This window comes from Micromonospora sp. WMMD975 (assembly GCF_029581215.1).
Classification (GTDB): domain Bacteria; phylum Actinomycetota; class Actinomycetes; order Mycobacteriales; family Micromonosporaceae; genus Micromonospora.
This window is the reverse complement of record NZ_CP120739.1, coordinates 6,363,358-6,389,306: the sequence shown is the minus strand read 5'-3', so window position 1 is coordinate 6,389,306 and position 25,949 is coordinate 6,363,358. Positions and strand designations below refer to the sequence as shown.

Below are 25,949 nucleotides of genomic sequence, written 5' to 3'. Positions count from 1 at the left end.
TCCATGGTGGCCTGCATTCCTCGCCGCGCGCCGATTGAACGGCATCCGTCGATGTATGCTGGATGTTCCCCGTAGCGGCCGGACGGCCCCTCACCTCACGGCGGAGTGGCTGATGCCCGGACCCGATCACGGCCCACGGGTGTCGGCCGTCCCGTTCCGGCAGTTCGTGCTCAAGCTGCACAGTCGCTGTGACCTCGCCTGCGACCACTGCTACGTCTACACCAAGGCCGACCAGGGCTGGCGATCCCAGCCCCGAACCATGCCGCCGGAGGTGCTGCACCGGACCGCCCAGCGCATCGGCGAGCACGCCCGCGCCCACCGGCTCCGTCGGGTCGACGTCGTCCTGCACGGCGGGGAACCGCTGCTGGCCGGGCCCGCGCGGATGCGCGCGGCCGTGACGACCCTCCGGCAGGCCGCCACGCCCGTCCCGGTCCGCGTGACGGTGCAGACAAACGCGGTACGACTGGACGAGACGTTCCTGCGCCTGTTCGACCGGCTCGACGTCCGGGTCAGCGTCAGCCTCGACGGCGACCGGGCCGGGCACGACCGGCACCGGCGCGGCCCGGACGGCCGGGGCAGCCACACCCGGGTCGAGGCGGCCCTGCGTCGGCTGACCACCGACTTCCCGCACCTGTTCAACGGTCTGCTCTGCACCGTCGAGCTGCGCAACGACCCGGTCACCACCTACCGCGCGCTGCTGGCGCACCGGCCCCCGGCGGTCGACTTCCTGCTGCCGCACGGCACCTGGGCCGCGCCCCCGCCCGGTCGCGCCCCCGACCCCCGCCGCACCCCGTACGCGCGCTGGCTGGCCGCCGTCTTCGACGAGTGGTACCACACGCCCGGGCAGCGCACCGGCGTCCGCCTCTTCGACGAGATCATCCAACTGCTGCTCGGCGGGACGTCCCGGCTCACCGGGGTCGGCACCGGCCCGCTCGCCGTGGCGGTGGTGCAGAGCGACGGCGCGATCGAGTTGGACGACACGCTCGCCGCCGCGTACCCCGGCGCGGCCGGCACCGGGTTGCACGTGACCCGGCACTCCTTCGACACCGCGCTGCGGCTGCCGGTTGTCCGGGCCCAGCAGGCGGGCGCCGCCGGGCTGTGTGCGACCTGCCGGGCCTGCGACCTGCACCGGGTGTGCGGCGGCGGGCTGCGCACCCACCGGTACCGGGCCGGCACCGGCTTCGACAACCCGTCGGTCTACTGCCCCGACCTGTACGCCCTCATCGGACACATCCACCGGACGGTGGCCCGGGACGTGACCGCGGTCCGGGCGGCGTCGTGACCCTCCCCCACCACCTCCTGCCCGGAGGCGTCCTCGACGAACTCGCCGCCGGCCGGGGCGGGGCCGACGCCGTCGCGCGGTTGCGCTCCGCGCAGCACAGCAAGACCCTGCTGCTGGTCCGGGCGCTGACGCTGCTGCTGGGTGAGGCGGCCCACCCGGACCTGCCCGCGGTCGAGGCGGCCTACCGGGTGCTGGCCGGGTCGGATCCGCGGGCCCGGGCGGCGGCGCTGGGCCATCCGCCGGTCGCCGCCTGGGCGTTCGGCACCGCCTCGCTGCTGCGGAGCGGGCGGAGCGCCCCGTACCCCGGGTTGCTGGCGGCCGTGGCCGTGGTCGCGGCCGTCCGCGCCGGCGCGGACGCCGACCTCGACGTGCCGTTGCCGCCCGGCGGGCCGGGCCGGCTCGACCTGCCCGGGCTCGGCACCCTCGCCGTTCCGGCCGGTGCGACCCGCGCGTCGGTGCGGTGCGTCGACGGGCGGCTGCGGGTGCGTTGCGCGGGCGAGCGGGTCGAGGTCGACGACGTGCGGGCGGCCGGGCCGGGCTGGACCCCGCTGCCCCGGATGGGGTTCCGCCGCCAGGGCCTACCGCTGTCGCTGGTGGTGGACACCCCCGGTTGGCAGCACGTCCCCGGGGTACGCCTCGACGGACCCCGGACCGACCACAGGTGGCGGCACCGCCTCGACGGGGCGTGGCGGCTCCTGGTCGACGACCACCGGCCGGTCGCCGAGGAGGTGTCCGCCGCCATGCGGGTGCTGATACCCGTCCGCGCGCCCCGGGCCGGCACCCGCAGCGGCACCTTCCACCACGCGTTCGGGTCGGTGGCGATGTCGCATCCGCTCGACGCCCGGACCGCGGCGGTCACCCTGGCCCACGAGATCCAGCACCTGAAGCTGGCCGCGCTCGCCGACATGTTCGCCCTGCTCGAACCCGGGCCGACCGAGCTGTTCTACGCGCCGTGGCGCACCGACCCCCGGCCACTGGAGGGCCTGCTGCACGGCGCGTACGCCCACCTCGGGGTGGCCCGGTTCTGGCGTCGGCAGGCGGACACCGCCCGCACCCGGGCGCAGCGGCACCACGCCCGGGTCGAGGGGATCAGGTGGAGCCGGGCGGTGGCCGACGTCCTGCCGGTCCTGTGCGCGCGACGCCGGCTCACCCCGGTCGGCCGGCGGCTCGTCGACGGGATGGCCCGGGTGCTCGACGGATGGGCCGGTGAGCCGGTCGCCCCCGACGCGGCGGCCGAGGCCGGGCGCCTGCTGGCGGCGCACCGCGCCCGCTGGGACCACCAGCACGCGCCGACCGGCTGACATCCGCCTTCCCGACCTCCACTACGCTGACTCCATGGGGGAGGGTAACGGCAACGCCACGCGCCGTGAGTGTTTCGTCATCGCGCCGATCGGTCCCGACGGCTCGGAGATCCGCCGACGCAGCGACCAGATCCTCAACTACCTGATCCGACCGGTGGTTGAGGCACGGGGCTTCGTCGCCGTGCGCGGCGACGAGATCGAGCGGGCCGGGCTGATCACCTCGCAGGTGCTGGATCGGATCATTCAGAACGAGCTGGTCGTCGCCGACCTCACCGACCAGAACGCCAACGTCTTCTACGAGTTGGCGGTGCGGCACGCGTTACGCCGGCCGTTCGTGCAGTTGATGGCGAAGGACCAGCAGTTGCCCTTCGACGTGCAGGGCATGCGGACCATCCTGGTCGACCACACCGACCTCGACAGCGTGGAGTCCGCCAAGCAGCAGCTGGGCCGGGCGATCGACGCGATGAGCAGCGAGACCGACATCGTCACCCCGATGTCCGTCGCGCTCACCCTGCAGGATCTGCGCGGTTCGTCCAGCCCCCGGGAGGCCGGGCTGTCCCAGATCATCGAGACGCTGCCGCAGATGATGGACATCCTCCAGGACCTGCACCGCCACCTGGGCATGGGTGGCGCGACCGGCGGCGGGTCGGACGACGAGGACCACAGGCGGCTGCGGAGCCTGTTGGAGTCGTTGGCGGCGCGCGGCGGGGTGACGGAGGACGAGCTGTCCGGGCTGTTGGGTGGGGGCAGCAGCAAGTTCGAGCGGTGGGTCGAGGCCCTGATCCAGCGGGCCGGACGAAACCACCACGCCGGCTGAGCACGGCGCGGGCGCGGGCCCGGGTGACGCATCGACGCTCACCCATTGAAGATGTTAACGATAACATGTAATCTTCCCGGCGACGGAGCGAAGGGCACGCTCCCCATCGGATCGCCGAGCCGCGAAGGCAACCGGGACCACCGTGTTCCCGTGCCGTCCGCCGGTGACCGTCCGGGCGAACCGCCGGCGCCGCGCGCCGCAGCGGACGCCGGGCGTCGAGCCGCTGCGCACCCCACCCGCACGTTCCCGCGCCCGGCCACAACTCCCGCCTCCACCCGCCCGGCCCGCGGTCGCGCACGGCACCGCCGGCCGTTCCGTCCCAGAGGGAGCGTCCCTTGTCAGAAATCAGACCGCTACTTCCCCGTTGCGCGGGGAGCACCGCCGCCGGCCTCCCGGCGGACGCCACCGAGAACGCCGTTCGGGCCGACACCGTCGCCGCCGGACACCGGCAGGAGGGCTGACCATGCGTACACGGAGGAGATTATTCGTCGCGGCGGCCCTCGCGGTCGCGACGGCCGCGATCGGCGCGGCGACCGTCACCGGGCCGGCGGGCGCCGAGTCCAACGGCGGAGTACGGGTCATGCCGCTCGGCGACTCGATCACCGAGGGCACCCAGGTGCCGGGGGGTTACCGGATCGGCCTGTGGCAGCGGCTGAACAGCGCCGGATACCGGGTCGACCTCGTCGGCTCGCAGTACAACGGGCCGGGGAACCTGGGCGACCACGACCACGAGGGGCACCCCGGCTGGCGAATCGACCAGATCGACGCCAACATCGTCGGCTGGCTGCGCAACACCACTCCGCGGACGGTGCTGTTGCACATCGGCACCAACGACATCCTGCAGAACTACAACGTGTCGGGTGCGCCGAACCGGCTGTCCAGCCTGATCGACAAGATCACCGCGACCGCGCCGGATGCCGAGGTCTTCGTCGCGCAACTCATCCCGCTGTCCAATTCGGGCCAGGAGTCGGCGGTCCGCACCTTCAACGCCGCGATTCCCGGCATCGTGCAGAGCAAGGTGAACGCCGGCAAGCGCGTCCACCTGGTCGACATGCACTCCGCGCTCAACACGAGCGACCTGATCGACGGCATCCACCCGACCGCCAACGGCTACGACAAGATGGCCGCCGTCTGGTACAACGCGTTGCGCGCGGTGCCCGGCAGCATCGGCAACGTGGGCGGGTCGACCACGCCCCCGCCGACGACGGCGCCCCCGACTACCCCGCCGCCGACGACCCCGCCCCCGACGACTCCGCCGCCGACCACGCCACCGCCGGGTGGCGGGGCCTGCACCGCCACCTACGCCCTGGCCGGGCAGTGGCCGGGCGGGTTCCAGGCCACCGTGACCGTCACCGCCGGCGGCGCGGCCATCTCCGGCTGGACCGTCACCTGGACCTGGGCCAACGGTCAGACCATCAGCCAGTCGTGGAGCGCCACGATCAGCGGCAGCGGCGCCGCCGTCACCGCACGCAACGTCAGCTACAACGGCGCGTTGGGAGCCGGCGCCAGCACCCAGTTCGGCTTCCTCGGCTCCGTCAGCGGCGCCAACAACAACCCCACGCTGAGCTGCGCCGCAGCCTGACCACGCATCGGAGGAGAACTGTGCACCGCATCAGACGACTCTGGCTGGCCAGCCTGCTGGCCGCTCTCCTGACGACGACCGGAGCCGCGTTCGTCGCCTCGTCCGCCCAGGCCGCAAGCGGCTGCCGGGTGACCTACACGATCACCAGCTCCTGGTCGGGCGGCTTCGGCGCCAACGTGGACATCACCAACCTTGGTGATCCGGTCAACGGCTGGCGGCTGACCTGGGCCTTCGGCGCCGGACAGACCATCCAGCAACTGTGGAACGGCAACCACACCCAGTCCGGGGCCAACGTCACCGTCACCAACGCCCCCTACAACGGCGCGATCGGCACCAACGCCAGCGTGTCGTTCGGCTTCAACGGCGGCTGGACCGGCAGCAACCCGGTTCCGACAGACTTCGCCCTCAACGGCGTCGCCTGCGGTGACACCCCGCCGACGACCTCGCCGTCGCCGACCACCTCGCCGACCACCTCGCCGTCGCCGACGACGTCGCCGACGGCCTCACCGACTCCCCCGCCGACGACCACGCCCCCGCCCACCGACGGGCCGTGGCCGCCGTCGTCGACCTACACCAACCCGATCGTGTGGCAGGACTTCGCCGACGGCGACATCATCCGGGTCGGCGACGTCTACTACTACACGGCCTCCACCATGCACTACTCGCCCGGAGCGCCGATCCTGCGCTCCTATGACCTGGTGCACTGGGAGTACGCCGGGCACGCGGTGCCGAATCTGGACTTCGACTCGAACAACTACAACCTGACCGGGGGCCGGGCCTACATCAAGGGAATCTGGGCCTCCGCGTTCAACTACCGCAAGAGCAACAGCACCTACTACTGGCTCGGATGCGTCGAGTTCAACCGGACGTACGTCTACACCGCCTCGGCCGTGGACGGCACCTGGCAGAAGAAGGCCCGGATCAACAACTGCTACTACGACGCCGGGCTGCTCATCGACGACAACGACACGATGTACGTGGCGTACGGCAACACCACCCTCAGCGTGGCCCAGTTGTCGGCGGACGGCACCAGCCAGGTCCGCGCCCAGCAGGTGTTCAGCACGCCGTCGAACGTCGGGACGCTTGAGGGCTCCCGGTTCTACAAGCGGGGCAACTACTACTACATCTGGGTGACCCGGCCCGCCAACGGCCAGTACGTGCTGCGCTCGACCAGCCCGTGGGGGCCGTACGAGATGCGGCAGGTGCTGCTCAACATGCCGACCCCGGTCTCCGGCGCCGGCATCCCGCACCAGGGCGGTCTGGTGCAGACCCAGAACGGCGCCTGGTACTACATGGCGTTCGTCGACGCGTACCCCGGTGGCCGAATCCCGGTGATGGCGCCGATCAACTGGAGCTCGGACGGCTGGCCCAGCGTCCAGACGGTGAACGGCGGTTGGGGCGCCAGCTACCCGTTCCCGAACGTGCCGCGGCCACCACGCCAGGTCAAGTCGATGATCGGTCCGGACACCTTCGCCGGCCCGACGCTCGACCCGCGCTGGGAGTGGAACCACAACCCGGACACCACGAAGTTCTCGCTCAACAACGGGCTGCGGTTGCAGACCGCCACGGTCACCAACGACCTGTACGCCGCCCGCAACACGTTGACCCACCGGATCCAGGGACCGACGTCTACCGCCACGATCCAACTGGACTACTCGACCATGCGGGACGGTGACCGGTCCGGACTGGCGATGCTGAGACATCTGTCGGCCTGGGTCGGCGTCCGTCGCGACAACGGACAGACCCGGGTGTCGATGGTCGACGGGCTCTCCATGGACAGCAACTGGAACACCACGAGCACCGGCACCGAACGGGCGAGCGCGGCGGTGTCCGGCGGCCGGATCTGGCTACGTGTCAACGCGGACGTCAGACCCGGCTCCGGCCGGCAGGCGAGGTTCTCCTACAGCACCGACGGAGTCAACTTCACCTCGCTCGGGCCGGCGTACACGCTGAACAACGACTGGCCGTTCTTCATGGGCTACCGGTACGGCATCTTCAACTACGCCACCTCGTCGCTCGGCGGTTCGGTCACCGTCAACCGTTTCGACCTCACCACTCCGTGATCCGACGCGGTGGGCCGGCGACCCTCGGTCACCGGCCCACCGCGCCCACCGGTCAGTGCCCCCGACCCGGTCGCGTCAGGATCACCCGGGCCGAGGCGGTCTTGGTCGGGTCGACCACCGACGTCGCCACGACGGTGAGCGACCGCGCCCTCTCCACAGCGGCCACCGAGAGCCGGCCGTCCGCGGAGACCGTCGTCCGGGCCGAGGTCGCTCCCCGGACCGACCAGGTCACCGCCGGACTCACTCCGGGGTTGGTGGTCACCCTGGCGGCGAACTTCCGGTTGCCGCCCTTCTTCAGGTGGGTGGTCGCGGGCGTCACCGACACCGAGTCGACGCCCGACCACAGGTGGTCCCGGGCGAAGATGGTGAAGAGCTGGCTCGCGGTCATCCCGTCGTGCGCGCCGGGCACCTGGGTCGTCGCGGCGGAGTAGCCGCGGGCCCGGAAGTTGTCGGCGACGGCGTTCTGCGCGTTGAGGTTGCCCTCGAAGACGCCGTTGCCGAGGAACACGAACAGGTCGTCGTCACCGACCGCCGCCGCGACGTTGTCGTAGTCCTGCGCGCTCAGGGCCGGGTTGCCGGAGAAGTGGCCGTAGAACGCGAACGTGGTCGGGTAGCCCCGGATGACGTGGGCGCCGGTCATGCCGCCGTAGGAGAAACCGGCGTAGGCGCGTCCCTCGCGCTCGGTCGAGACGTTGTACTTCTTCTCGATCAGCGGAAGGATCGTCTGCACCAGGTTGTTGGCGGCGTTGGTCTGGTTGTAGGAGGCGAAGCCGAGGCTGGTGCCGGTGAAGTGGTTGCCCATGGTGACCACCACCGTGGGCTCGATCTCGCCCTTGGCCGTCATGTTGTCCAGGATGTTCGGGACGTTCGCCGGCACCATGAAGTCGGTCTCGTCGCCGAAGATGCCGTGGGCGAGGTAGGCGACCTTGTACGGTTGCCTGCGCTTGGCGTCGTAGCCGGCGGGCAGGTAGACGCCGAGGTAGTGACCGCTGTCGCCGAGGATGGTGGTGTAGGGGATGTACCGGACGGTGCCCCGCTTCGCGCGGTCCGCGATCGGCAGCTCATACTCTGCCCGCTGCTTCAGCACCGGGTCGTTCTGCTTTTTGGCGTAGGGCACGTACACGGCGTCGAGGACGTCGTTGTTGCGGACCCGGAACGAGGCGTCGCCCGGCGGGCGGGGCTTGGTGGAGGCCGGGTCCCAGATCCGCTTGTTATCCCAGCCCCGGGTCGGGTCCCACACCCGGTACCAGTAGCTGATCCCGCCGGCGTGCAGCGGGAGCGAGACCGACCAGTTTCCCTTGGCGTCCCGGGTCATGTCCCGGAGGAACTCGGTGCCCCCGGCGTGGTAGCGCCCCGGCTGCCACTCCTCCGGCTGGTACCGCGTGGTGCCGGTGTTCAGGTCGAGCAGCGTCAGGTCGCCGGCCAGGCGTACCTGGGTGGCGTCGGGGTTGCGGTAGACGAACGTGACGGTGTAACCGGTCGGTGACTTGTGGTCCGGCTTGACGGTCGCGCCCGGCGCGACCGCCGGCCGGTGCTTGCCGGCGACGGCAGCCGGCGCGGAGACGGTGACGCCGGCCCCGGCACCGAGTGCCATGAGCGCGAGCATCGAGACCGCGCGGCTGAGCCGGCGTCCTCCGATCGCCATTCTCATCTGAGTGTGCTCCTGTCATTTCTGGTCCGCTCAGGACCCCGGCGGGTCGTGTTCGGACACCGACGGCCGGGCGGTGGCTGACCCGGAGAGTGCGACAGGGCCCCCTTCCGGACCCTTGAAATGCCTGGCTAAATCGCTTTAGCAGGGGCAGTCTCACCGGGTACGCCACCCGGTGTCAAGGGTCCGTGCGGGCGAGAGGCAGGCGAGAGGGCCGGGAACCCCGGCGCCCGCGCCTAACCGGTGATCACCGGCCAGGCATAGGCCAGCAGGGCGCACGCCGCCCCGAGCAGGGCGAGCGACACGCCGCGGGTACGCACGGGCAACGCGGCGAGCGCGAGCAGGATGACCGCGACAAGATAGAGAAACGCTTGCACCGACATGGTTGTCTCCTCGGGATCGACGGACGGGCGGTGTGCCCTCTACCCCCGCGAGCCCGGCCGGGAAACCCGCGCGGGACACCGGAACGGGGCACCGGGTGGGAGGATCGGCCGCATGCGACGCAGATCCCTGATCGTCGGCGCGGCGGCCGGCCTCGCCGCGCCCGTCGTCGCCGGCGCGACGCCGGCAGCGGCCGCCGCTCCCGACGCCACCACCGACCCGCCCCGCCCACGGCCGCGCACCTGGACGCCGAGCAACAGGGCCAGCGGGCTCACCACCCTGCCGGCCACCACACGGCAGGTCGTCGTGGTGACCGCGGCCAGTTGGAACACCAGCTACGCCACGTTGGAGACGTTCGCGAGGACCGACGGCCGCTGGACCCCGGTCTCGGCGGCGCTGTCCGCGCGGATCGGCTCCCAGTTCTTCAGCGACAACCACGTTGAGGGCGTCCCGACCACGCCCACGGGTGTCTACTCGTTCGGCCCCACCATGTACGGCATCGCCGCGGATCCGGGCGTGAAACACCCCTACCACCGGATCGTCACCAACGACTGGTGGAACGAGAATCCGGCTTCGTCGGCCTACAACACGTTCCAGCACACGGCCACCGACCCCGGCGGCTACAGCGAGGCGCTGTGGAAGGAGAAGCCGGCCTACACGCACTTCGCGGTGATCACCTACAACATGGCGCCGAACGTGTCGAAGCCGGTGCCGAACGCGGGCAGCGGGATCTTCCTGCACGAGTTCAGCAAGACGCCCTCCGGTCCCACGGCCGGCTGCGTCAGCCTGTCGCACGCCGACCTGGTCGGCGTGCTCCGGTGGCTGGACCCGGCGGCCCAGCCGCGGATCGTGATGTGCCCGCTGGACAGCCTCGGCCGCTACTGACCGGCCTGGCCTGAGACGTGCCGTGGCCCGGCGCGGAGCAGGAAGCTCCACGCCGGGCCGCGGGCGTCGGGCGGGGTCAGCTGGCCGTGCAGCTGGCCGTCCCGCCGGGGCCGGAGCCGGTGCCCTGGAAGCCGAAGTTGGTCGACTGGCCAGCGCCGATGTGTCCGTTGTAGCCCACGTTCGTGAACTTGACGGTCCCAGTGGTGCCGCTTGCCTGCGCGCTCCAGACGCCGGTGATCGCGGCGCCGCTGGGCAGCGTGATGGTCACGGTCCAGCCGTTGATGTCCGCGGAGCCGGCGGTGACGTTCACGCTCGCGGTGAATCCACCGGGCCACTGGTTGACCGAGAACGAGGCGGAGCAGCCGTTACCGGTCGGCGGCGGCGTGGTGGTGGGAGGAGCCGTGGTCGGCGGCGCGGTGGTCGGCGGGGCCGTCGTCGGCGGCGCGGTGGTCGGCGGTGCGGTGGTCGGCGGCGCGGTGGTCGGCGGGTTGGGCGCGCCGTTGGCCAGGCTGTAGGCCAGGTCCGGCTGGAACGAGCCGGCCGTGTAGCGGCAGCCGTCCGCCTCGCCCGGCGGCTTCACCCAGAGGTACGCGTCGATGTTGCCGTCGCCGGTGTTCACCGTCGGGTACTGCCCGATGCGCCGGTCGGTGTTGTCGTCGGCGCACCAGTCGCCGCTGGCTCCGCCGTTGCGACTGGTGTCGATGACCTGACGCTTGCCCGAGATGCCCATGCCGTTGAGGGCGGAGATGACCCCGCGGCCGAAGTTCGCCTCACTCGAGGTGGGGTTGAAGTTCGACACGTTGGTGAAGAAGCCGTCGGCGTACTGCACGCCCGCGTTCCGGAGCCGGTTGGCCGTCTCGTTGGCGCTGTTCCACGTGGAGTGGCCACCGTCGAGGTACACCTTGGCGTTGGGGTTGCCCGCCTTGATGGTCCGGGTGGCCGTCGAGATCGCCTGGTTGCGCGCGTTCAGCTCGGCGCTGCTCAGGCAGGTCAGCAGGGCGAGCGAGTCGGTCTCCAGGATGATGATGGCGGTCTGGTTGCCCAGGCCGCGGGCGAAGTTGGACACCCACGTCTGGTACTGGTTGAGGTCCGGCGCCCCGCCGGCGCTCGCTCCGCCGCAGTCCCGGTTGGTGATCTCGTAGACCGACAGCACCGGGATCTGCTGCGCCGCGTTGGCGGCGCCGATGAACCCGGAGACCTCGGACTGGATGGTCGACGGGTTGAAGTTGGCGAACCAGCGGGCCTGCGGCTGGCTCGCGATCTTGTCCCGGATGACTGCGGCGCGCCAGTCGCCGGAGTTGGCGGCGGACCACCGGACGACCGCCGACGTCGGGTCGCGGTAGAGCGATCCGGACAGTGTGCCGGCGGAGGCGCCGCCGACGGTGAGACCGATGGCGGCGGCGGTGGCGCCCGCGACGGCCGCCATGCCGAGCGCCGCCGATCTGCGGCGGCGCAGCGGGGAGAGGATAGCCACGACGTGTTTCCTCCTGATCACATCGATGTATCTAAGTTCATGGGAGCGTTCCCATGGACGGTAGCGGAGCCGGACAGCGCTGCCAAGATGTGAAGCGCTTCGATAACGTTCGACGTGAGCACGGGTCGGCTACCCTCGCCGCCGTGGACACCACCGAGATCGACGCACCGGTCGTCAGCGTGACCGTCTATCCGGACCGGGCGCGCGTCACCCGCCGCGGCAGCCTCCGGCTCCCCGCCGGCGACCATCGGGTACGCGTCGCGCCGCTCCCGTCGGGCCTGCGACGGGACTCGATCCGGGTCGGCGGACGCGGCGCGGCCACCGTGCTCGGCGTGGACGTGACCACCCGGCGGCAGGCCCGCAGCACCGACGCGCAGGTGGTCGACCTCGAGCGGCGGCGGCGCGAACTCGCCGACGAACTGGCCGAGGTCGAGGACGCCGACGGGGTCGAGGAGCAGCGCGGCGCTTTCCTCACCCGGTTGGCCGAGCGCGCCGGCGGCACGTACGCCCGGGCGCTCGCCGCCGGCGACGCCGCGCCGGCCGACGTGGCCGCCTTCACCGACGGGGTGACCGCGCAGCTCAGCGACGCCCGGTCCCGGCGGCGCGCGCTGGCCCGGCGGCGTACCGAGCTGGCCGAGCAACTGGCCGCGGTCGATCGCGACCTCGACGCGGCGCGCGGCAAGCGGGAGCCGGACCGGCTGGCCGCCGACGTGACCGTCACGGTGGCGGACGACGACGCCGACGTCGAGCTGGAACTGACCTACCTGGTGGACGGCGCCCGGTGGCAGCCCTCCTACGACCTGCGGCTCGTCGACGACACCATGACCGTCACCTGGTTCGCGCTCGTCAGCCAGGGCACCGGCGAGGACTGGCCGGAGTGCGAACTCCAGCTCTCCACCGCCCGGCCGGCGGCGACGGCCGGCGTACCCGAATTGCCGCCCTGGTATCTCGACCGGTTCCGGCCGGCGGCCCCGCGGGCCGCGGCGGCGGACCCGCCGGTCGGGATGCCGCCGCCCCCGGCGCCCGGCGCGGCGCCGGTCGGCGGCGGACTCGCCCGGTCCGCGGCACTCCGGCCCCGGGTGCGGGAGAGCGTCGCCGAGGTGGAGCAGAGGGTCAGCGCGGCCACCTACCGGCCGGCCCGGCCGGTGGCGGTGCCGGCCGACGGCAGCGCCCACCGGGCCACCATCGCGGTGCTGGAGCTGCCGGCCCGGCTGGACCACGTGACCGTGCCGGTCCGCGCCGCCGAGGCCCACCTGCGGGCGACGGTACGCAACACGTCGGCGCACACGCTGCTCCCCGGCCCGGCGGCGGTGTTCCACGGCGCCGACTTCGTCGCGGCCACCCGGCTGCCGACGTGGGCGCCGGGCGAGGAGACCGAGTTGGCGCTCGGCGTGGACGACCGGCTGCGGGTGGAGCGGAAACTGCACCGGCGCACCGAGACGAAGGCCACGCTCTCCTCGACCCGGCGGCGGGAGGTGGAGCACCGGATCACCGTCGCCAACCACACGCCCCGCGCCGCGACGGTCGAGGTACGCGACCAGCTGCCGGTGTCCCGCGACGAGGCGGTGGTGGTGCGGGAGACGACGCTTGCGCCGCCGCCGGCGGAGCGTACCGAGCTGGGGGAACTGACCTGGCGGCTGTCGCTCGCGCCGGGCGACAGCGGCGAGATCACCTTGGGCTTCCGGGTGGAGCTGCCGAAGGGGGTCGAGCTCACCGGTTGGCGGGAGTAGACGTTAAGCGGGGCCCCTTCCTATGCAGAATGCGTTAAGAAGGGGCCCCGCCTTGCACCGTCAGTGGCGGCGACGTCCGTACGCGCCGGCGGCGATGTAGACGCCGACCGCGGCGAAGATGACCTGTAGCGCCAGCTCGATCCAGTCGATGCCGGCGGTGTCGTCCACGCCGAACAGGCCGGCGACGAGGGTGCCCAGGAGCGCGGCGACCACACCGATGACAAGCGTGAGCCAGATCGGGATGTCCTGCTTGCCCGGCACCACCAGGCGACCGAGCGCGCCGATGATGAGACCGATGATGATCGCGATGAAGAAGCCGGTAACTTCCACGGGAGTCGTCCTGTTCTTCCGAGGGTTTGACGTCCCGTTCGGTGCCCCGTTCGACGTGCGGCTCAAACGCGAGAGTCGCTTCTTTCACGCAACTGTCATGGCCGATCCGGCCCGGATCGACCCGGATCGGTCCGGTCAGCGGTCCGCGGGCTGCCGTCGCCGGGGCCCGCCGGGGCTGTCCTCCCGGTCGATCCGCAGCTCCCGCTCCAACTCGGCGACCACCGTACGCAGGTCGTCCAGGCGCTGACTGATCGCGATCCGGTCCAGTTCGTCCGGCACCCCGTCGCCGTCGGAGTCGTAGTCCGACGCCAACCCCTCGGTCATCTCCAACCGGCGCGCCTCCTCCATCGAGTTGACGATGACGGCGATGAGGATGTTCAGCAGCAGGTTGACCGCGATCATCACGAAGCTGACGTAGTAGAGCAGCGTCCACGACGACACCTCCAGGCCCTGCTCCAGCAGGTCGGGCAGCGTCTCCAGGGACAGCAGCACGAACAGCGTGACGAGCGAGCGGCCGATGTCGCCGTACTGCTCCGGGTAGCGGTCGCCGAAGATGAGCCAGCCGACCATCCCGTAGACGTAGAGGGTGACCCCGGCGAGCGCGAGGAACGCCGCCACGCCGGGCAGGCTGCGCCACAGCGCCGTGACGATGGTGCGCAGGCCGGGCGAGAAGCGGACCAGCCGCAGCACCCGGGCCACCCGGACGAACCGCAGCACCGCCGGGTCGCCGTGCAGCCCCGGCACGAAGATCGCCACGGTCACCAGCAGGTCGAACACGTTCCAGCCGTGCCGGAAGAAGTCCTGCGGCCGGCGGCCGTACGCGAGCACCCGGATGGTGATCTCCACGACGAAGACCACCCGGAACATCAGCTCGGTCCAGCGCAGCGCCGCCGCGGTGGTCCCCGAGTGCGGGTACGTCTCGATGCCCAGCACCGCGCCGTTGGCCATGATCAGCACCACGATCGCGATCTCGAACGGCCGGGACGCGACGATCCGGGCGCACCCGGCCGCCACCGTCCCGGACTCCGCGCCGCCCGGACGACGCGCCCCCCGCTGGGCCGGCACCTCAGCTCGCCGGTCAACCATCCCGCCACCCTATGGGGCGGCCCCGGGCCGGGACCGGGCGACCGCGCTCACAGCCAGCCGCGACGCTTGAACAGCAGATAGAGCGCGCCGCAGACGGCAAGCATCAGGGCGACCGCGAACAGGTAGCCGTACCGCCAGCCCAGCTCCGGCATGTGGGTGAAGTTCATCCCGTAGACGGTGCCGATCAGGGTGGGCGCGAACAGGATCGCCGCCCAGGCGGAAACGCGCTTGACCTCCTCGTTCTGCTCGAAACTGGCGGCGGTGAGGCTGCGCATCTCCTCGTTCTGCGCCTGCGACACCAGGGTCGCGTTGACGGTGAGGATGCTCTGCAACAGGTGCCGGAAGCCGTCCACCCGCTCCACCACCTGGATGAGGTGGTCGGCCACGTCCCGCAGCCGGCGGCGCAGCTCCTCGTCCGTGCCGTAGCGCTCGAAGCCGTCGGTGAGCGCCTCGACGACCTTCAGCAGCGGCCTCGCCGCCCGCTGGAACTGGATCACCTCGCGGCTCAACTGGTAAATGCGGCGGCTGGCGTTCGGGTCGCCGCCGAACACCTCGGTCTCCACCTCGTCGATGTCGTTCTCCAGCCCGGCCACCACCGGCGCGTAGCCGTCGACCACCCGGTCGAGCACCGCGTACAGGACCGCCTCGGGGCCGAGCCCGAGGACACCCGGGTCGGCCTCCAGCCGCCGCCGCACGGCGGCCAGGTCGGGTGCGCCGCCGTGCCGGACCGTGATCACGAACCCGGGTCCGAGGAACAGGTGCAGCTCGGCGAACTCGACCGCCTCCCGCGCGTCGAGATAGCGGGCGGCGCGCAGCACCACGAACAGGGTGTCGTCGTACCGCTCCAGCTTCGGCCGCTGGTGGGCGTTGATCGCGTCCTCGACCGCCAGCTCGGGCAGCCGGAACTCGGCGGCCAGCGAGACGATCTGCGCCCGGCTCGGCCCGCGCAGGCCGATCCAGGCCATCGCGCCGTCGAGCTGCTGGAGACAGCGGTACGTGTCGGCGAGGCCGCCCGGCGAGGCACGCCGCACGCCGTCGACGTAGACGCCGCTGTCGACCAGCCCGGCCGCCCGCTCCGGCTCGGCCGCGCCGGCGTCGATGGCGTGCTCGTCCAGCTGCCGGCCGAACCCCTCCGAGGACCGGTTGTCCGCCATGCCCCTCCCCCGCTGCTCGGCCGGCTCGCCGAGTCCCCCGCGGCGGCCGGCGCAAACGTCAGGGCCGGTAGCGGTAGCCCATGCCCGGCTCGGTGATCAGGTGCCGGGGCCGGGCCGGGTCGTCCTCCAGCTTGCGCCGCAACTGGGCCAGGTACTGCCGCAGGTAGTTGGTCTCCTGGTCGTATCCCGGCCCCCACACGTCGTGCAGCAGTTGCCGCTGGCTGACCAGCTTGCCCGGGTTGCGCAGCAGCTTCTCCAGCACGGCCCACTGGGTCGGGGTCAGCCTGACCTCCGTACCGTCGTCCCGGGTGACGGTCCGGTCGGCCAGGTCGACGGTGTGGCTGCCGACGCGCAGCGCGGGGACGTCCGGCGCGGCCGGGCCCGACCGGCGGGTCACCGCGCGGATCCGGGCGAGCAACTCGTCCACCCCGAACGGCTTGGTCACGTAGTCGTCGGCGCCCGCGTCAAGCGCGGCGACCTTGTCCTCGCTGCCGGCCCGGCCGGAGAGCACGATGATCGGCACGGTGGTCCAGCCGCGCAGCCCGCGGATGACGTCGGTGCCGTCCAGGTCGGGCAGGCCGAGGTCGAGCACCACCAGGTCCGGCGGGTGCCCGGCGGCGGCCTTCAGCGCGGCGGCCCCGCTGTCGGCCACGTCGACGTCGTAGCCGCGGACCCGCAGGTTGATCCGCAGGGCGCGCAGGATCTGCGGTTCGTCGTCGACGACCAGGATGCGGGTCATGCCGGCGGCCCTCCTGACCCGTTGGCGGTCGGCAGCCGCAGCACCATGGTGAGACCACCGCCGGGCGTGGTCTCCGGGGTGATGCTGCCACCCATCGCCTCGGCCAGCCCCCGCGACAGCGCCAGCCCGAGCCCCACCCCGGTCTGGTTGTCCCGGTCGCCGAGACGCTGGAACGGCAGGAACACGTGCTCCCACTGGTCCTCCGGGATGCCTGGCCCGGTGTCGATCACCCGCAGCTCCACCCGGCCGGCGTGCGCGCTGCCGATGATCGTCGGTGGCCGGCCGGGCGGGCTGTGCCGCAGCGCGTTGGCGACGATGTTGACAAGCACCCGCTCCAGCAGGCCGGGGTCGGCCCGCGCCGCCGGCAGGTCCGGCGGGATGTCCGTGGTCACCTCGGCCGCCGCGGCACCCAGCTCGTCCAGGGCCCGGGGTACGGCGTCCTCCAGCCCGATCGCGGTCGCGGCGACGCCGAGGGCACCGGCCTGCAACCGGCTCATGTCGAGCAGGTTCGCCACCAGCCGGCCCAGCCGGTCCAGCGACTCGTCGGCGGTGGCCAGCAACTCCTCCCGGTCCGCCGCGTCGAACTCCACGTCGTGGCTGCGCAGGCTGCTCACCGCGGCCTTGGCCGAGGCCAACGGCGTACGCAGGTCGTGGCTGACCGCGGCGAGCAGCGCGGTCCGCATCCGGTCGGCGGCAGCGAGCGGGCGGGCGGTGGCCGCCTCCTCGGCCAGCCGCTCTTGGCGCAGCGCGACGGCGGCCTGGGCGGCGAACGCCTCCACCACCCGACGGTCGGCCGCCTCCAGTCGCCGGCCGGCGAGCACCACGCTGAGCCGCTCGTCGACAGGCACCACGGTCTCCCCCGCGCTCGGGCTGCCGGGGGGCCGCTCGCCGACGCTCGCCACCACCCGCCAGGCGGCCTCGTCGGCGGATCGGGTCGGCCGTCCCTCGGCCCCGGCGGTCAGCTCCAGCACGCTCACCGCGTGCAGCCCGAAGGTCTCCCGCAGCCGGTCCAGCAGCGCGGGCAGGGGTCGCTCCCCGCGCAGCACACTTCCCGCGACGGTGGCCAGGGTCTGCGCGTCGGCGGACGCCCGGGCCGCCTCCCGGGTACGCCGGGCCGCCACGTCGACCACCCCGCTCACCGCGACCGCGACGCCGACGAACACGGCAAGCGCGAGGAGGTTGTCCGCCTGGGCGATGGTGAGCGTGTGGAACGGCGGGGTGAAGAACCAGTTCAGCAGCAGCGAGCCGCCGAGCGCGGCGACGAGCGCCGGCCACAGCCCGCCGATCAGCGCCACCCCGACCACGCCGGCGAGGAAGAGCAGGATGTCGTTGGTCAGGGTGAGGTCGGGCAGCGTCCGCAGCAGCAGCGTGAGCAGCGGCATGCCGAGCACGGCGAGCGCGTACCCGAGTAGCCGGCGGCGGCGGGACAGCGCGGCTGGCGCCGCCCCGCCACGGCGCCCCCGCCCCGCCTCCGGGTGGGTGACCAGGTGCACGTCGATCGGGCCGGAGAGCGCGGTGGTGGTCACCCCGACGCCCCGGGCGAGCACCTGGGCGAACCGACCGCGCCGGCTGGCGCCGAGCACGAGCTGGGTGGCGTTGACGCCGCGGGCGAAGTCGAGCAGCGCGGCCGGGACGTCGGTGCCCAGCACCTGGTGGTACGTGCCGCCGAGGCTCTCCACGAGCACCCGCTGCCGGGCCAGCAGGGCCGGGTCCGCGCCGGCCAGCCCGTCGCTGCGGGCCACGTGCACGGCGAGCAGGTCGGCGCCCCGGCCGCGGGCGGCGATCCGGGCCGCCCGGCGGACCAGCGTCTCGCCCTCGGGGCCGCCGGTGAGCGCCACGACCACCCGTTCCCGCGCCTCCCAGGTGTCGGAGATGCCGTGCTGGGCCCGGTACGCGTCGAGCTGCTCGTCGACCTTGCCGGCCAGCCAGAGCAACGCCAGCTCGCGCAGCGCGGTGAGGTTGCCGACCCGGAAGTAGTTGCCGAGCGCGGCGTCGATCTTGTCGGGTCGGTAGATGTTCCCGTGCGCCATCCGGCGGCGTAGCGCCTCCGGCGTCATGTCCACCAGCTCGACCTGCTCGGCGGCCCGGACCACCTGGTCCGGCACGGTCTCGCGCTGGGTGGTGCCGGTGATCTGCGCGACGACGTCGTTGAGCGATTCCAGGTGCTGCACGTTGACCGTGGACAGCACGCTGATCCCGGCGTCCAGCAGCTCCTGGACGTCCTGCCAGCGCTTGTCGTGCCGGGCGCCGGGGACGTTCGTGTGTGCCAGCTCGTCGACGACCACCACCTCGGGTCGGCGGGCCAGCACCGCGTCGAGGTCCATCTCGGTGAACTCGACGCCTCGGTAGGTCATCGGCCGGCGCGGCACCACCTCCAGGTCGCCGATCATGGCGGCGGTGTGCTTGCGGCCGTGCGTCTCGACGAACCCGATCACGACGTCGGTGCCACGCTCGGCCCGACGTTGGGCCTCTTCGAGCATGGCGTACGTCTTGCCCACCCCGGGTGCCGCCCCGAGATAGATCCGCAGTTCCCCCTTACCCACCACCCCATCCTCCCCGAGTGAAAGGAAGGGGCCCCGCTTAACGCATTCGGTAGAGGCGGGGCCCCTTTTTAACACCTGCCACCCCTCAGCGCGGCGGGAACTCCCGGTCCAGCGCGAGGTTGAGGTCCAGCACGTTCACGGCGGGCTCGCCCAGGAAGCCGAGCGTCCGGCCGGCGGTGTGCTCCCGGACCAGTCGGCGGACCGCCGCCGGGTCCGCCGCACGCTCCCGCGCGACCCGGGCCACCTGGATCTCCGCGTACGCCGGGGAGATGTGCGGGTCGAGACCGCTGCCGCTGGCGGTGACCGCGTCGGCCGGCACGGCCGGCTCCGCCGGCGCGTCCCCCCGGACCGGGGTGACCACCCCGCCCTCGGCCACGTAGTCGTGGCCGGGCCGGGCCGCCTCGACCGGCACGCCCTGCCAGGTCGGGACGAACGGCGTCGCCGGCGCGACCTGGTTGACGCTGACCACCCGGGTGATCCGGCCGGTCAGGCCGTCGGCGCGGAACACGGCCAGCACCGCGCCGACCCCGTCCGGCGTGCAGTACGGGCGCCGCCCGTCCACGCCGTCCAGCTCACCGACCGCCTTGCTGCGCGCGCAGACCTGGGTGAGCAGGCTCGGCGTGGAGCCGGCGGGGTCGGCGGCGAGCGTGTCCACCACACTCTCCGGACCCAGGTTGCTGGCAGCGGTGGCGGTCGGGTCGTAGCCGGCGGCGGACGGCCGGGACTGGAAGTAGCGCGGAACGGGGTCACCGTCCGCGTCGGTGAACGACTGGCCGATCAGCGAGCTGCCGACGGTCCGGCCGTCGACGGTGACGAGCGAGCCGTCCGCCCGGCCGTCCAGGCCGGGGATCCGGCCGACCGCGACCAGAGCGAGCGGGTACGCGAGCCCGAGCAGCACAGTGAGGACGAGCAGGGCGCGCAGGGCGGCGAGGTGTTGGGCGAGCCAACTGGGCAGACGCATCACGAGATCCCCGGGATGAACTGGACGAGCAGGTCGATGAGTTTGATGCCGACGAACGGCACCACGATGCCGCCGAGCCCGTACCGCAGCAGGTTGCGGCCGAGCAGCTTCGAGGCGCTCGCCGGGCGGTAGCGGACGCCCCGCAGGGCCAGCGGGATCAACGCGACGATGACGATCGCGTTGAAGATGACCGCGGACAGGATCGCCGATTCGGGGCTGGCCAACCGCATCACGTTGAGCCGGTCCAGGGACGGGTAGATCCCGGCGAACATGGCCGGGATGATCGCGAAGTACTTCGCGATGTCGTTGGCGACGCTGAACGTCGTCAACGCGCCCCGAGTGATCAGCAACTGCTTGCCGATCTCCACGATCTCGATCAGCTTGGTCGGGTCGGAGTCGAGGTCGACCATGTTGCCGGCCTCCTTCGCGGCCGACGTGCCGGTGTTCATGGCCACCCCGACGTCCGCCTGGGCCAGCGCGGGCGCGTCGTTGGTGCCGTCGCCGGTCATCGCGACCAGCCGTCCGCCCTCCTGCTCCTTACGGATCAGGGCGAGCTTGTCCTCCGGTGTGGCCTCGGCGAGGAAGTCGTCCACGCCGGCCTCGTCGGCGATGGCCTTCGCGGTACGCGGGTTGTCCCCGGTGATCATCACGGTCCGGATGCCCATCCGGCGCATCTCGTCGAAGCGCTCCCGCATGCCGGCCTTGACGACGTCCTTGAGGTGGATGACGCCGAGGACTCGGGCCGGTTCGCCGGCGACGTGCTCGGCGACCACGAGCGGGGTGCCGCCGGTGCCGCTGATCGCGTCGACGAGCGCACCGACCTGGTCGGTCGGGTGGCCGCCGTGTTCGCGTACCCATCTCGTCACCGCCGCGGCGGCGCCCTTGCGGATCTGCCGGACGCCGCCGTCGGCGGCGGCCAGGTCGACGCCGCTCATCCGGGTCTGCGCGGTGAACGGCACGAAGGTGGCGTGCGGGACGAGACCGGGCTCGCGCTCGCGCAGCCCGAACCCGTTCTTGGCCAGCACCACCACCGAACGCCCCTCCGGCGTCTCGTCGGCCAGGCTGGACAGCTGCGCCGCGTCGGCGACGGTGGCCGCGTCCACGCCGTCCACCGGCAGGAACTCGGCGGCCTGGCGGTTGCCCAGGGTGATCGTGCCGGTCTTGTCCAGCAGCAGCGTGTTGACGTCGCCGGCCGCCTCGACCGCCCGCCCGCTCATGGCGAGCACGTTGCGCTGGACGAGGCGGTCCATGCCGGCGATGCCGATGGCGGACAGCAGCGCGCCGATGGTGGTCGGGATGAGGCAGACCAGCAGGGAGGCCAGCACGATGCCGGCGACACCGGAGTCGGTGATCGCCTGCGTGTCCGGTGCCGCGGCCTGGTAGCCCTTGGCGAAGATCGCCAACGGCTGGAGCGTGACGACCGCGAGCAGGAAGATGATCGTCAGCGCGGCCAGGAGGATGTTGAGCGCGATCTCGTTCGGCGTCTTCTGCCGGTCGGCGCCCTCGACCAGGGCGATCATCCGGTCGATGAAGCTCTCCCCCGGCTTCTGCGTGATCCGGACGACGATCCGGTCGGAGAGCACCCGGGTGCCGCCGGTGACCGCGCTGCGGTCGCCGCCGGACTCCCGGATCACCGGGGCGGACTCGCCGGTGATCGCCGACTCGTCGACGCTGGCGATGCCCTCGACCACGTCGCCGTCGCCCGGGATGATCTGCCCGGCCTCGACCAGGACGATGTCGCCCTGCTTGAGCTGCGGTGCGGGCACCGCCTCGTCCCGGTAGGCGTTGGCCGCCGCGCCCGGAGTCCAGCCGAGCAGCCGGGTGGCGATGGTGTCCTGCTTGGCCCGGCGCAGCGTGTCGGCCTGGGCCTTGCCCCGTCCCTCGGCGACCGCCTCGGCCAGGTTGGCGAAGAGCACGGTCAGCCAGAGCCAGATCGTGATGGCCCAGGCGAACACCGACGGGTCGACGACGGCGAGGACGGTGGTGAACAGCGCGCCGATCTCGACGATCAGCATCACCGGGTTGCGCCACAGGGTGCGCGGATCCAGCTTGCGCAGCGCGTCCGGCAGGGACGCGAGCAGCTGGCGCGGGTCGAGCAGTCCGCCGCCGACCCGGTCGCCCTGGCGGGCCGGTGTGCCGAGGGTGGGCGCGTCGGCGGTGTCGAGAGGTGCCGTCATGTCCTTGTCTCTCATGGTGGTCACAGCCCTTCGGCCAGCGGGCCGAGCGCGAGCGCGGGCAGGAAGGTGAGCGCGACGAGGATCACCGTGACGCCGACGACCATGCCGACGAAGAGCGGCCGGTGGGTGGGCAGGGTGCCCTCGGACGCGGGCGTGGGCTGCTGGCGGGCCAGCGAGCCGGCCAGCGCCAGCGCGAAGATGATGGGCAGGAACCGGCCGAGCAGCATGCAGAGGCCCAGCGCGGTGTTCCACCAGGGTGTGCTCACGGTGATGCCGGCGAACGCCGAGCCGTTGTTGTTGCTCGCCGAGGTGAAGGCGTAGAGCACCTCCGACATCGCATGCGGGCCGACGTTGAGCGCGGTCGAGTTGTTGCCGGTGGCGAACGCGGCGGCCGAGCCGGCGAGCACAAGCGCCGGGGTGATCAGGAAGTACGCCGAGGCGAACTTGATCTCGCGCGAGCCGATCTTCTTGCCCAGGTACTCCGGTGTGCGGCCGACCATCAGGCCGGCGACGAAGACCGTGATCACCGCGAGGATCAGCAGGCCGTACAGGCCGGCCCCGACACCGCCGGGGGCGACCTCGCCGAGCATCATGTTGACCATCGGCATCATCCCGCCCAGCGCGGTGTACGAGTCGTGGAACGAGTTGACCGCGCCGGTCGAGGTGAGCGTGGTGGCCGCCGCGAAAGTGGCCGAGTTCGACACGTCGAACCGCACCTCCTTGCCCTCCAGCGCCGCGCCCACCGCCTGCGGCACCGTGCCACCACCGGTCAGCTCGAAGACGTTGGTCAGGGCGATGCTCGCGAGCGCGAGGATCGCCATCACGGCGGCGATCGCGTAGCCCTGCCGGTTCTGCCCGACCATCCGGCCGAAGACCCGGGGCAGGCTGAACGGGATCACCAGGAGCAGGAAGACCTCCAGCCAGTTCGTCCACGCGGTGGGGTTCTCGAACGGGTGGGCGCTGTTGACGTTGTAGAAGCCGCCGCCGTTCGTGCCCAGCTCCTTGATCACCTCCTGGCTGGCCACCGGCCCGCCGGTGATCGTCTGACCGCCGCCGGTCAGCAAGGTCACGTCGGTGCCGCCGGAGAGGTTCTGCACCACCCCGCCGAGCATCAACACGACCGCGCCGAGCACCGCGAACGGCAGCAGGATCCGCAGCGTGATCCGGGTCAGGTCGACCCAGAAGTTGCCCAGTTCGCCGGTACGGCTGCGGGCGAAGCCCCGCACCAGCGCCACCGCGACGGCGACGCCCACCGCGGCGGAGACGAAGTTCTGCACCGCCAGGCCGGCCATCTGCACCAGGTGGCCCATGGTCGACTCACCCGAGTACCACTGCCAGTTGGTGTTGGTCACGAACGACACCGCGGTGTTCCACGCGCCGTGCGACGCCACCGGGTCGAGGCCCAGCGAGAGCCACAGGTGGTCCTGCAGGCGCTGGAACGCGTACAGGAACAGGATCGAGACGGCCGAGAAGGCCAGCAGGCTGCGGGCGTACACGCCCCAGGTCTGCTCGACGGCCGGGTCGACCCCGACCAGGCGGTAGATTCCCCGCTCGACGCGGGCGGACCGGGTGCTGGAGACCACCCGGTACATGTGGTCGCCGAACGGCCGGTGGACGGCCACCAGCGCCACCACCAGCGACAGCACGAAGAGCACCCCGGCTGCGGTGGTGCTCATCAGAAGCGCTCCGGGAACAGCAGGGCGGCGACCAGGAACACGCCCAGTCCGATCGCCAGCACCAGGCCGACGGCGTTGACGGCGCTCACAGCTTCTCCACACCCCGCACCACGAGGGCGAGTGCCGCGAACAGCCCCACCGTCAGCAACACGAACAGCACGTCAGACACGGCTGACCACTCCTTGCGAGTTGTCCGCGCGACCGTCTTTCGGTCGCCGGGCAATCACAACGCCGGGTCGGCCCGACGGACAGGGGTCATGACGCGACCATCACGCCGGACGGCGGATTCTTGACGCGCCTTTCACGCCGGACGGCCGGAGCGGCACAAATCGGGCAGGGCGAAACGTCGGTGCGGTTCAGACGGCGCGGAACGCAGGACTCCGACCGGAGGCCGGGGGAGGTCGCCGAGTCACTCGTCGACCGTGCGGTGGACGGCGGCCGGAGCCGGCCGCCGTACCGCTTTCAGCGTGGCATCTCCCGCCAGCCGGTGCCGCTCGACCGCCAGGCCCCGGCGAGGATGCTCGCTGAGCCGCGGCTCGGGCACTGCTGGATCTTCGACCGACCGGCGGCGCCGCCGATCTGGGCCTGAACCTGCCAGCGCTGCCCGTCGGTGCAGATGTAGACGTCGCGACGCCCGCGCGGGATGCTGACGCCGTTCCACCAGTGTTCCTCGACGACCATCCCGTGACCGTACCGCAGGTGACCCGGTCCGGCCCAGACCTGGAAATCCCATCGACCGTCGCCGGCGCGCGGGTTAGCGTCCCGACAACCGTCACTCCGAGACCGCGAAGAGGGTGTTTTGGTGCCCGTGCCGACCGCGCCGAACCGAATCGACCTGCCCACGACCCTCTGCCATCGGAGTGACCACATTGGACCTGCCACGTAACTTCACCATCCGCGAGGGCGACCTCCGCATCCTCAACCCGTTCGACGAGGTCAAGCTGGCCACGCTGGGCCGGGCGATCAAGCTCGCGCCCGGCGCCGAACTGCTGGACCTGTGCAGCGGCAAGGGCGAACTGCTCTGCACCTGGGCCCGGGACCACGGAATCACCGGCACCGGGGTCGACATCAGCACCATGTTCACCGCCGCCGCCCGGGACCGCGCCGCCGAACTGGGCGTCGGCGACCGGGTCCGGTTCGTGCACGGTGACGCCGCCGCGTACGTTCCGGAGCGGCCGGTCGACGTGGCCGCCTGCGTCGGCGCGACCTGGATCGGCGACGGTGTCCCCGGCACCCTGGAGTTGCTCGGCCGCGCGCTGCGGCGCGACGGCATGGCGCTCGTCGGCGAGCCGTACTGGCGGCGGGACCCGCCGGACGCCGAGGCCGTGACCGGTTCGCACGCCCGCTCCCGGGACGACTTCCACGACCTGCCCGGCCTGGTCCGGCTCTTCGGCGAGTGCGGCTGGGACCTGGTCGAGATGGTCCTCGCCGATCAGGACAGCTGGGACCGGTACGCCGCCGCGCACTGGCTGAACCTGCGCCGCTGGCTGGACGCCAACCCGGACGACGAGCTGGCCCCGGAGCTTCGGCGGGAACTGACCGAGGATCCGCTCAGTTACGTCCGTTTCCAGCGTGAATATCTGGGTTGGGGGGTTTTCGCGCTACTGCGTCGCTGATGCGCTGCCCGACCGGCCGGCTCCGTGGAGGCCGGCCGGTCGGGCTTAGCGGACGGCTACGCAGGGTAAAGGAAGATCATGGGACAGTTGCGCACGTCGCCGCCACCGCCGCAGGCCACCCAGCTGGAGCGGTGGGTGCTCGACACCCCCGAGGAGCTTCGCGACGTACGGGCCTCGCTGCGCGACGCGTTGAACCGGCACGGGCTCGTGCAGGGCGAGGACCTGGACGAGGTGCCGCACATGGTCCTGCTCGTCGCCACCGAGTTGGCCAGCAACGCGCTCCGGCACGGACGGCCGCCCACCATCGTCACGCTGCTGGCCACCGACGACCGCTTCCTGCTCGACGTCGCCGACCACGACGTCAGCTCGGTGCCGGAGCTGTCCGACATCAGCCCGCTGGACTCGGGCGGACGCGGGCTGTTCCTGGCCCAGTCGATCTCGCTCGACGTCGGCTGGTACGCCTCCGACAGCACCAAGCACATCTGGGCCGCGTTCTCCCGGTAG

At 72.1% G+C, this 25,949-nt stretch carries 22 protein-coding genes; 9 read left to right on the top strand and 13 right to left on the bottom strand.

The window, feature by feature from the left end:
• The first annotated feature begins 112 nt into the window (after positions 1-112).
• The 5 genes from O7613_RS28790 (at position 113) to O7613_RS28770 (ending at position 7,045) form a co-directional block, all read left to right on the top strand.
• Entirely contained in the window at positions 113-1,282 is a 1,170-nt protein-coding gene (locus O7613_RS28790) for an FxsB family cyclophane-forming radical SAM/SPASM peptide maturase (RefSeq protein WP_282291004.1), read from the top strand.
• Positions 1,279-2,583 (top strand): HEXXH motif domain-containing protein, encoded by a 1,305-nt coding sequence (locus tag O7613_RS28785; protein ID WP_282291002.1) that lies wholly within the window; start codon positions 1,279-1,281, stop codon positions 2,581-2,583. Before O7613_RS28790 ends, O7613_RS28785 begins: the two co-directional genes overlap by 4 nt.
• A gap of 34 nt (positions 2,584-2,617) precedes the next feature.
• Entirely contained in the window at positions 2,618-3,400 is a 783-nt protein-coding gene (locus tag O7613_RS28780) for a hypothetical protein (RefSeq protein WP_281585207.1), read from the top strand.
• Positions 3,401-3,863: 463 nt separating this feature from the next.
• A complete protein-coding gene (locus O7613_RS28775; protein ID WP_282290999.1) occupies positions 3,864-4,982 on the top strand; it encodes a cellulose binding domain-containing protein in 1,119 nt (372 codons plus the stop codon).
• Positions 4,983-5,002: 20 nt separating this feature from the next.
• Positions 5,003-7,045 (top strand): family 43 glycosylhydrolase, encoded by a 2,043-nt coding sequence (locus O7613_RS28770; protein ID WP_282290998.1) that lies wholly within the window; start codon positions 5,003-5,005, stop codon positions 7,043-7,045.
• Positions 7,046-7,097: 52 nt separating this feature from the next.
• Here O7613_RS28770 and O7613_RS28765 read toward each other — a convergent pair whose 3' ends face one another.
• Together O7613_RS28765 and O7613_RS28760 are read right to left on the bottom strand one after the other, a co-directional pair.
• Positions 7,098-8,696, bottom strand: coding sequence for an alpha/beta hydrolase-fold protein (locus tag O7613_RS28765; protein ID WP_282290997.1), 1,599 nt, complete (start codon positions 8,694-8,696; stop codon positions 7,098-7,100).
• 233 nt (positions 8,697-8,929) lie between these two features.
• Complete coding sequence (locus tag O7613_RS28760) at positions 8,930-9,076, bottom strand: hypothetical protein (RefSeq protein ID WP_281585211.1); 147 nt, start codon at positions 9,074-9,076, stop codon at positions 8,930-8,932.
• A 112-nt stretch (positions 9,077-9,188) separates the two neighbouring features.
• Between O7613_RS28760 and O7613_RS28755 the strand changes: the two genes are divergently transcribed.
• Positions 9,189-9,959: a L,D-transpeptidase family protein gene (locus O7613_RS28755; RefSeq protein ID WP_282290996.1), complete on the top strand. Its 771-nt coding sequence runs from the start codon at positions 9,189-9,191 to the stop codon at positions 9,957-9,959.
• 76 nt (positions 9,960-10,035) lie between these two features.
• Here the strand turns inward: O7613_RS28755 and O7613_RS28750 are convergent, their stop codons facing one another.
• Positions 10,036-11,433 carry a glycoside hydrolase family 6 protein gene (locus O7613_RS28750; protein ID WP_282290995.1) on the bottom strand — a complete coding sequence of 466 codons (1,398 nt, stop codon included), beginning with the start codon at positions 11,431-11,433 and terminating at the stop codon, positions 10,036-10,038.
• A 143-nt stretch (positions 11,434-11,576) separates the two neighbouring features.
• Between O7613_RS28750 and O7613_RS28745 the strand changes: the two genes are divergently transcribed.
• Positions 11,577-13,163, top strand: coding sequence for a DUF4139 domain-containing protein (locus tag O7613_RS28745; RefSeq protein WP_282290994.1), 1,587 nt, complete (start codon positions 11,577-11,579; stop codon positions 13,161-13,163).
• Between the two features lie 60 nt (positions 13,164-13,223).
• Here O7613_RS28745 and O7613_RS28740 read toward each other — a convergent pair whose 3' ends face one another.
• The 10 genes from O7613_RS28740 to O7613_RS28695 form a co-directional block, all read right to left on the bottom strand.
• Complete coding sequence (locus tag O7613_RS28740; RefSeq protein WP_282290993.1) at positions 13,224-13,493, bottom strand: GlsB/YeaQ/YmgE family stress response membrane protein; 270 nt, start codon at positions 13,491-13,493, stop codon at positions 13,224-13,226.
• Positions 13,494-13,628: 135 nt separating this feature from the next.
• Positions 13,629-14,579, bottom strand: coding sequence for an ion transporter (locus tag O7613_RS28735; RefSeq protein WP_282290992.1), 951 nt, complete (start codon positions 14,577-14,579; stop codon positions 13,629-13,631).
• 47 nt (positions 14,580-14,626) lie between these two features.
• Complete coding sequence (locus tag O7613_RS28730; RefSeq protein ID WP_282290991.1) at positions 14,627-15,733, bottom strand: magnesium and cobalt transport protein CorA; 1,107 nt, start codon at positions 15,731-15,733, stop codon at positions 14,627-14,629.
• Positions 15,734-15,791: 58 nt separating this feature from the next.
• Complete coding sequence (locus O7613_RS28725) at positions 15,792-16,472, bottom strand: response regulator (protein WP_281585218.1); 681 nt, start codon at positions 16,470-16,472, stop codon at positions 15,792-15,794.
• On the bottom strand, positions 16,469-19,015 hold the full coding sequence (locus O7613_RS28720; protein WP_281585219.1) for a DUF4118 domain-containing protein: 2,547 nt from the start codon (positions 19,013-19,015) through the stop codon (positions 16,469-16,471). Before O7613_RS28720 ends, O7613_RS28725 begins: the two co-directional genes overlap by 4 nt.
• A gap of 85 nt (positions 19,016-19,100) precedes the next feature.
• On the bottom strand, positions 19,101-19,976 hold the full coding sequence (locus O7613_RS28715) for a potassium-transporting ATPase subunit C (protein ID WP_282290990.1): 876 nt from the start codon (positions 19,974-19,976) through the stop codon (positions 19,101-19,103).
• Positions 19,976-22,153, bottom strand: a complete 2,178-nt coding sequence (gene kdpB / locus O7613_RS28710; protein ID WP_282290989.1) for a potassium-transporting ATPase subunit KdpB — start codon at positions 22,151-22,153, stop codon at positions 19,976-19,978. Before kdpB ends, O7613_RS28715 begins: the two co-directional genes overlap by 1 nt.
• 20 nt (positions 22,154-22,173) lie before the next feature.
• Positions 22,174-23,829: a potassium-transporting ATPase subunit KdpA gene (gene kdpA / locus O7613_RS28705; protein WP_282290988.1), complete on the bottom strand. Its 1,656-nt coding sequence runs from the start codon at positions 23,827-23,829 to the stop codon at positions 22,174-22,176.
• Positions 23,829-23,918 carry a K(+)-transporting ATPase subunit F gene (kdpF, locus tag O7613_RS28700; protein WP_018785775.1) on the bottom strand — a complete coding sequence of 30 codons (90 nt, stop codon included), beginning with the start codon at positions 23,916-23,918 and terminating at the stop codon, positions 23,829-23,831. The genes kdpA and kdpF overlap by 1 nt, the downstream gene beginning before the upstream one ends.
• A 373-nt stretch (positions 23,919-24,291) precedes the next feature.
• Positions 24,292-24,510 (bottom strand): hypothetical protein, encoded by a 219-nt coding sequence (locus O7613_RS28695; protein ID WP_281585223.1) that lies wholly within the window; start codon positions 24,508-24,510, stop codon positions 24,292-24,294.
• A 179-nt stretch (positions 24,511-24,689) separates the two neighbouring features.
• Here O7613_RS28695 and O7613_RS28690 point away from each other — a divergent pair, with 179 nt between their 5' ends.
• Together O7613_RS28690 and O7613_RS28685 are read left to right on the top strand one after the other, a co-directional pair.
• Positions 24,690-25,445, top strand: coding sequence for a methyltransferase domain-containing protein (locus O7613_RS28690; RefSeq protein WP_281585224.1), 756 nt, complete (start codon positions 24,690-24,692; stop codon positions 25,443-25,445).
• Between the two features lie 78 nt (positions 25,446-25,523).
• The gene (locus O7613_RS28685) at positions 25,524-25,949 is read left to right on the top strand and encodes an ATP-binding protein (protein WP_282290987.1); all 426 of its coding nucleotides are present in this window, start codon (positions 25,524-25,526) and stop codon (positions 25,947-25,949) included.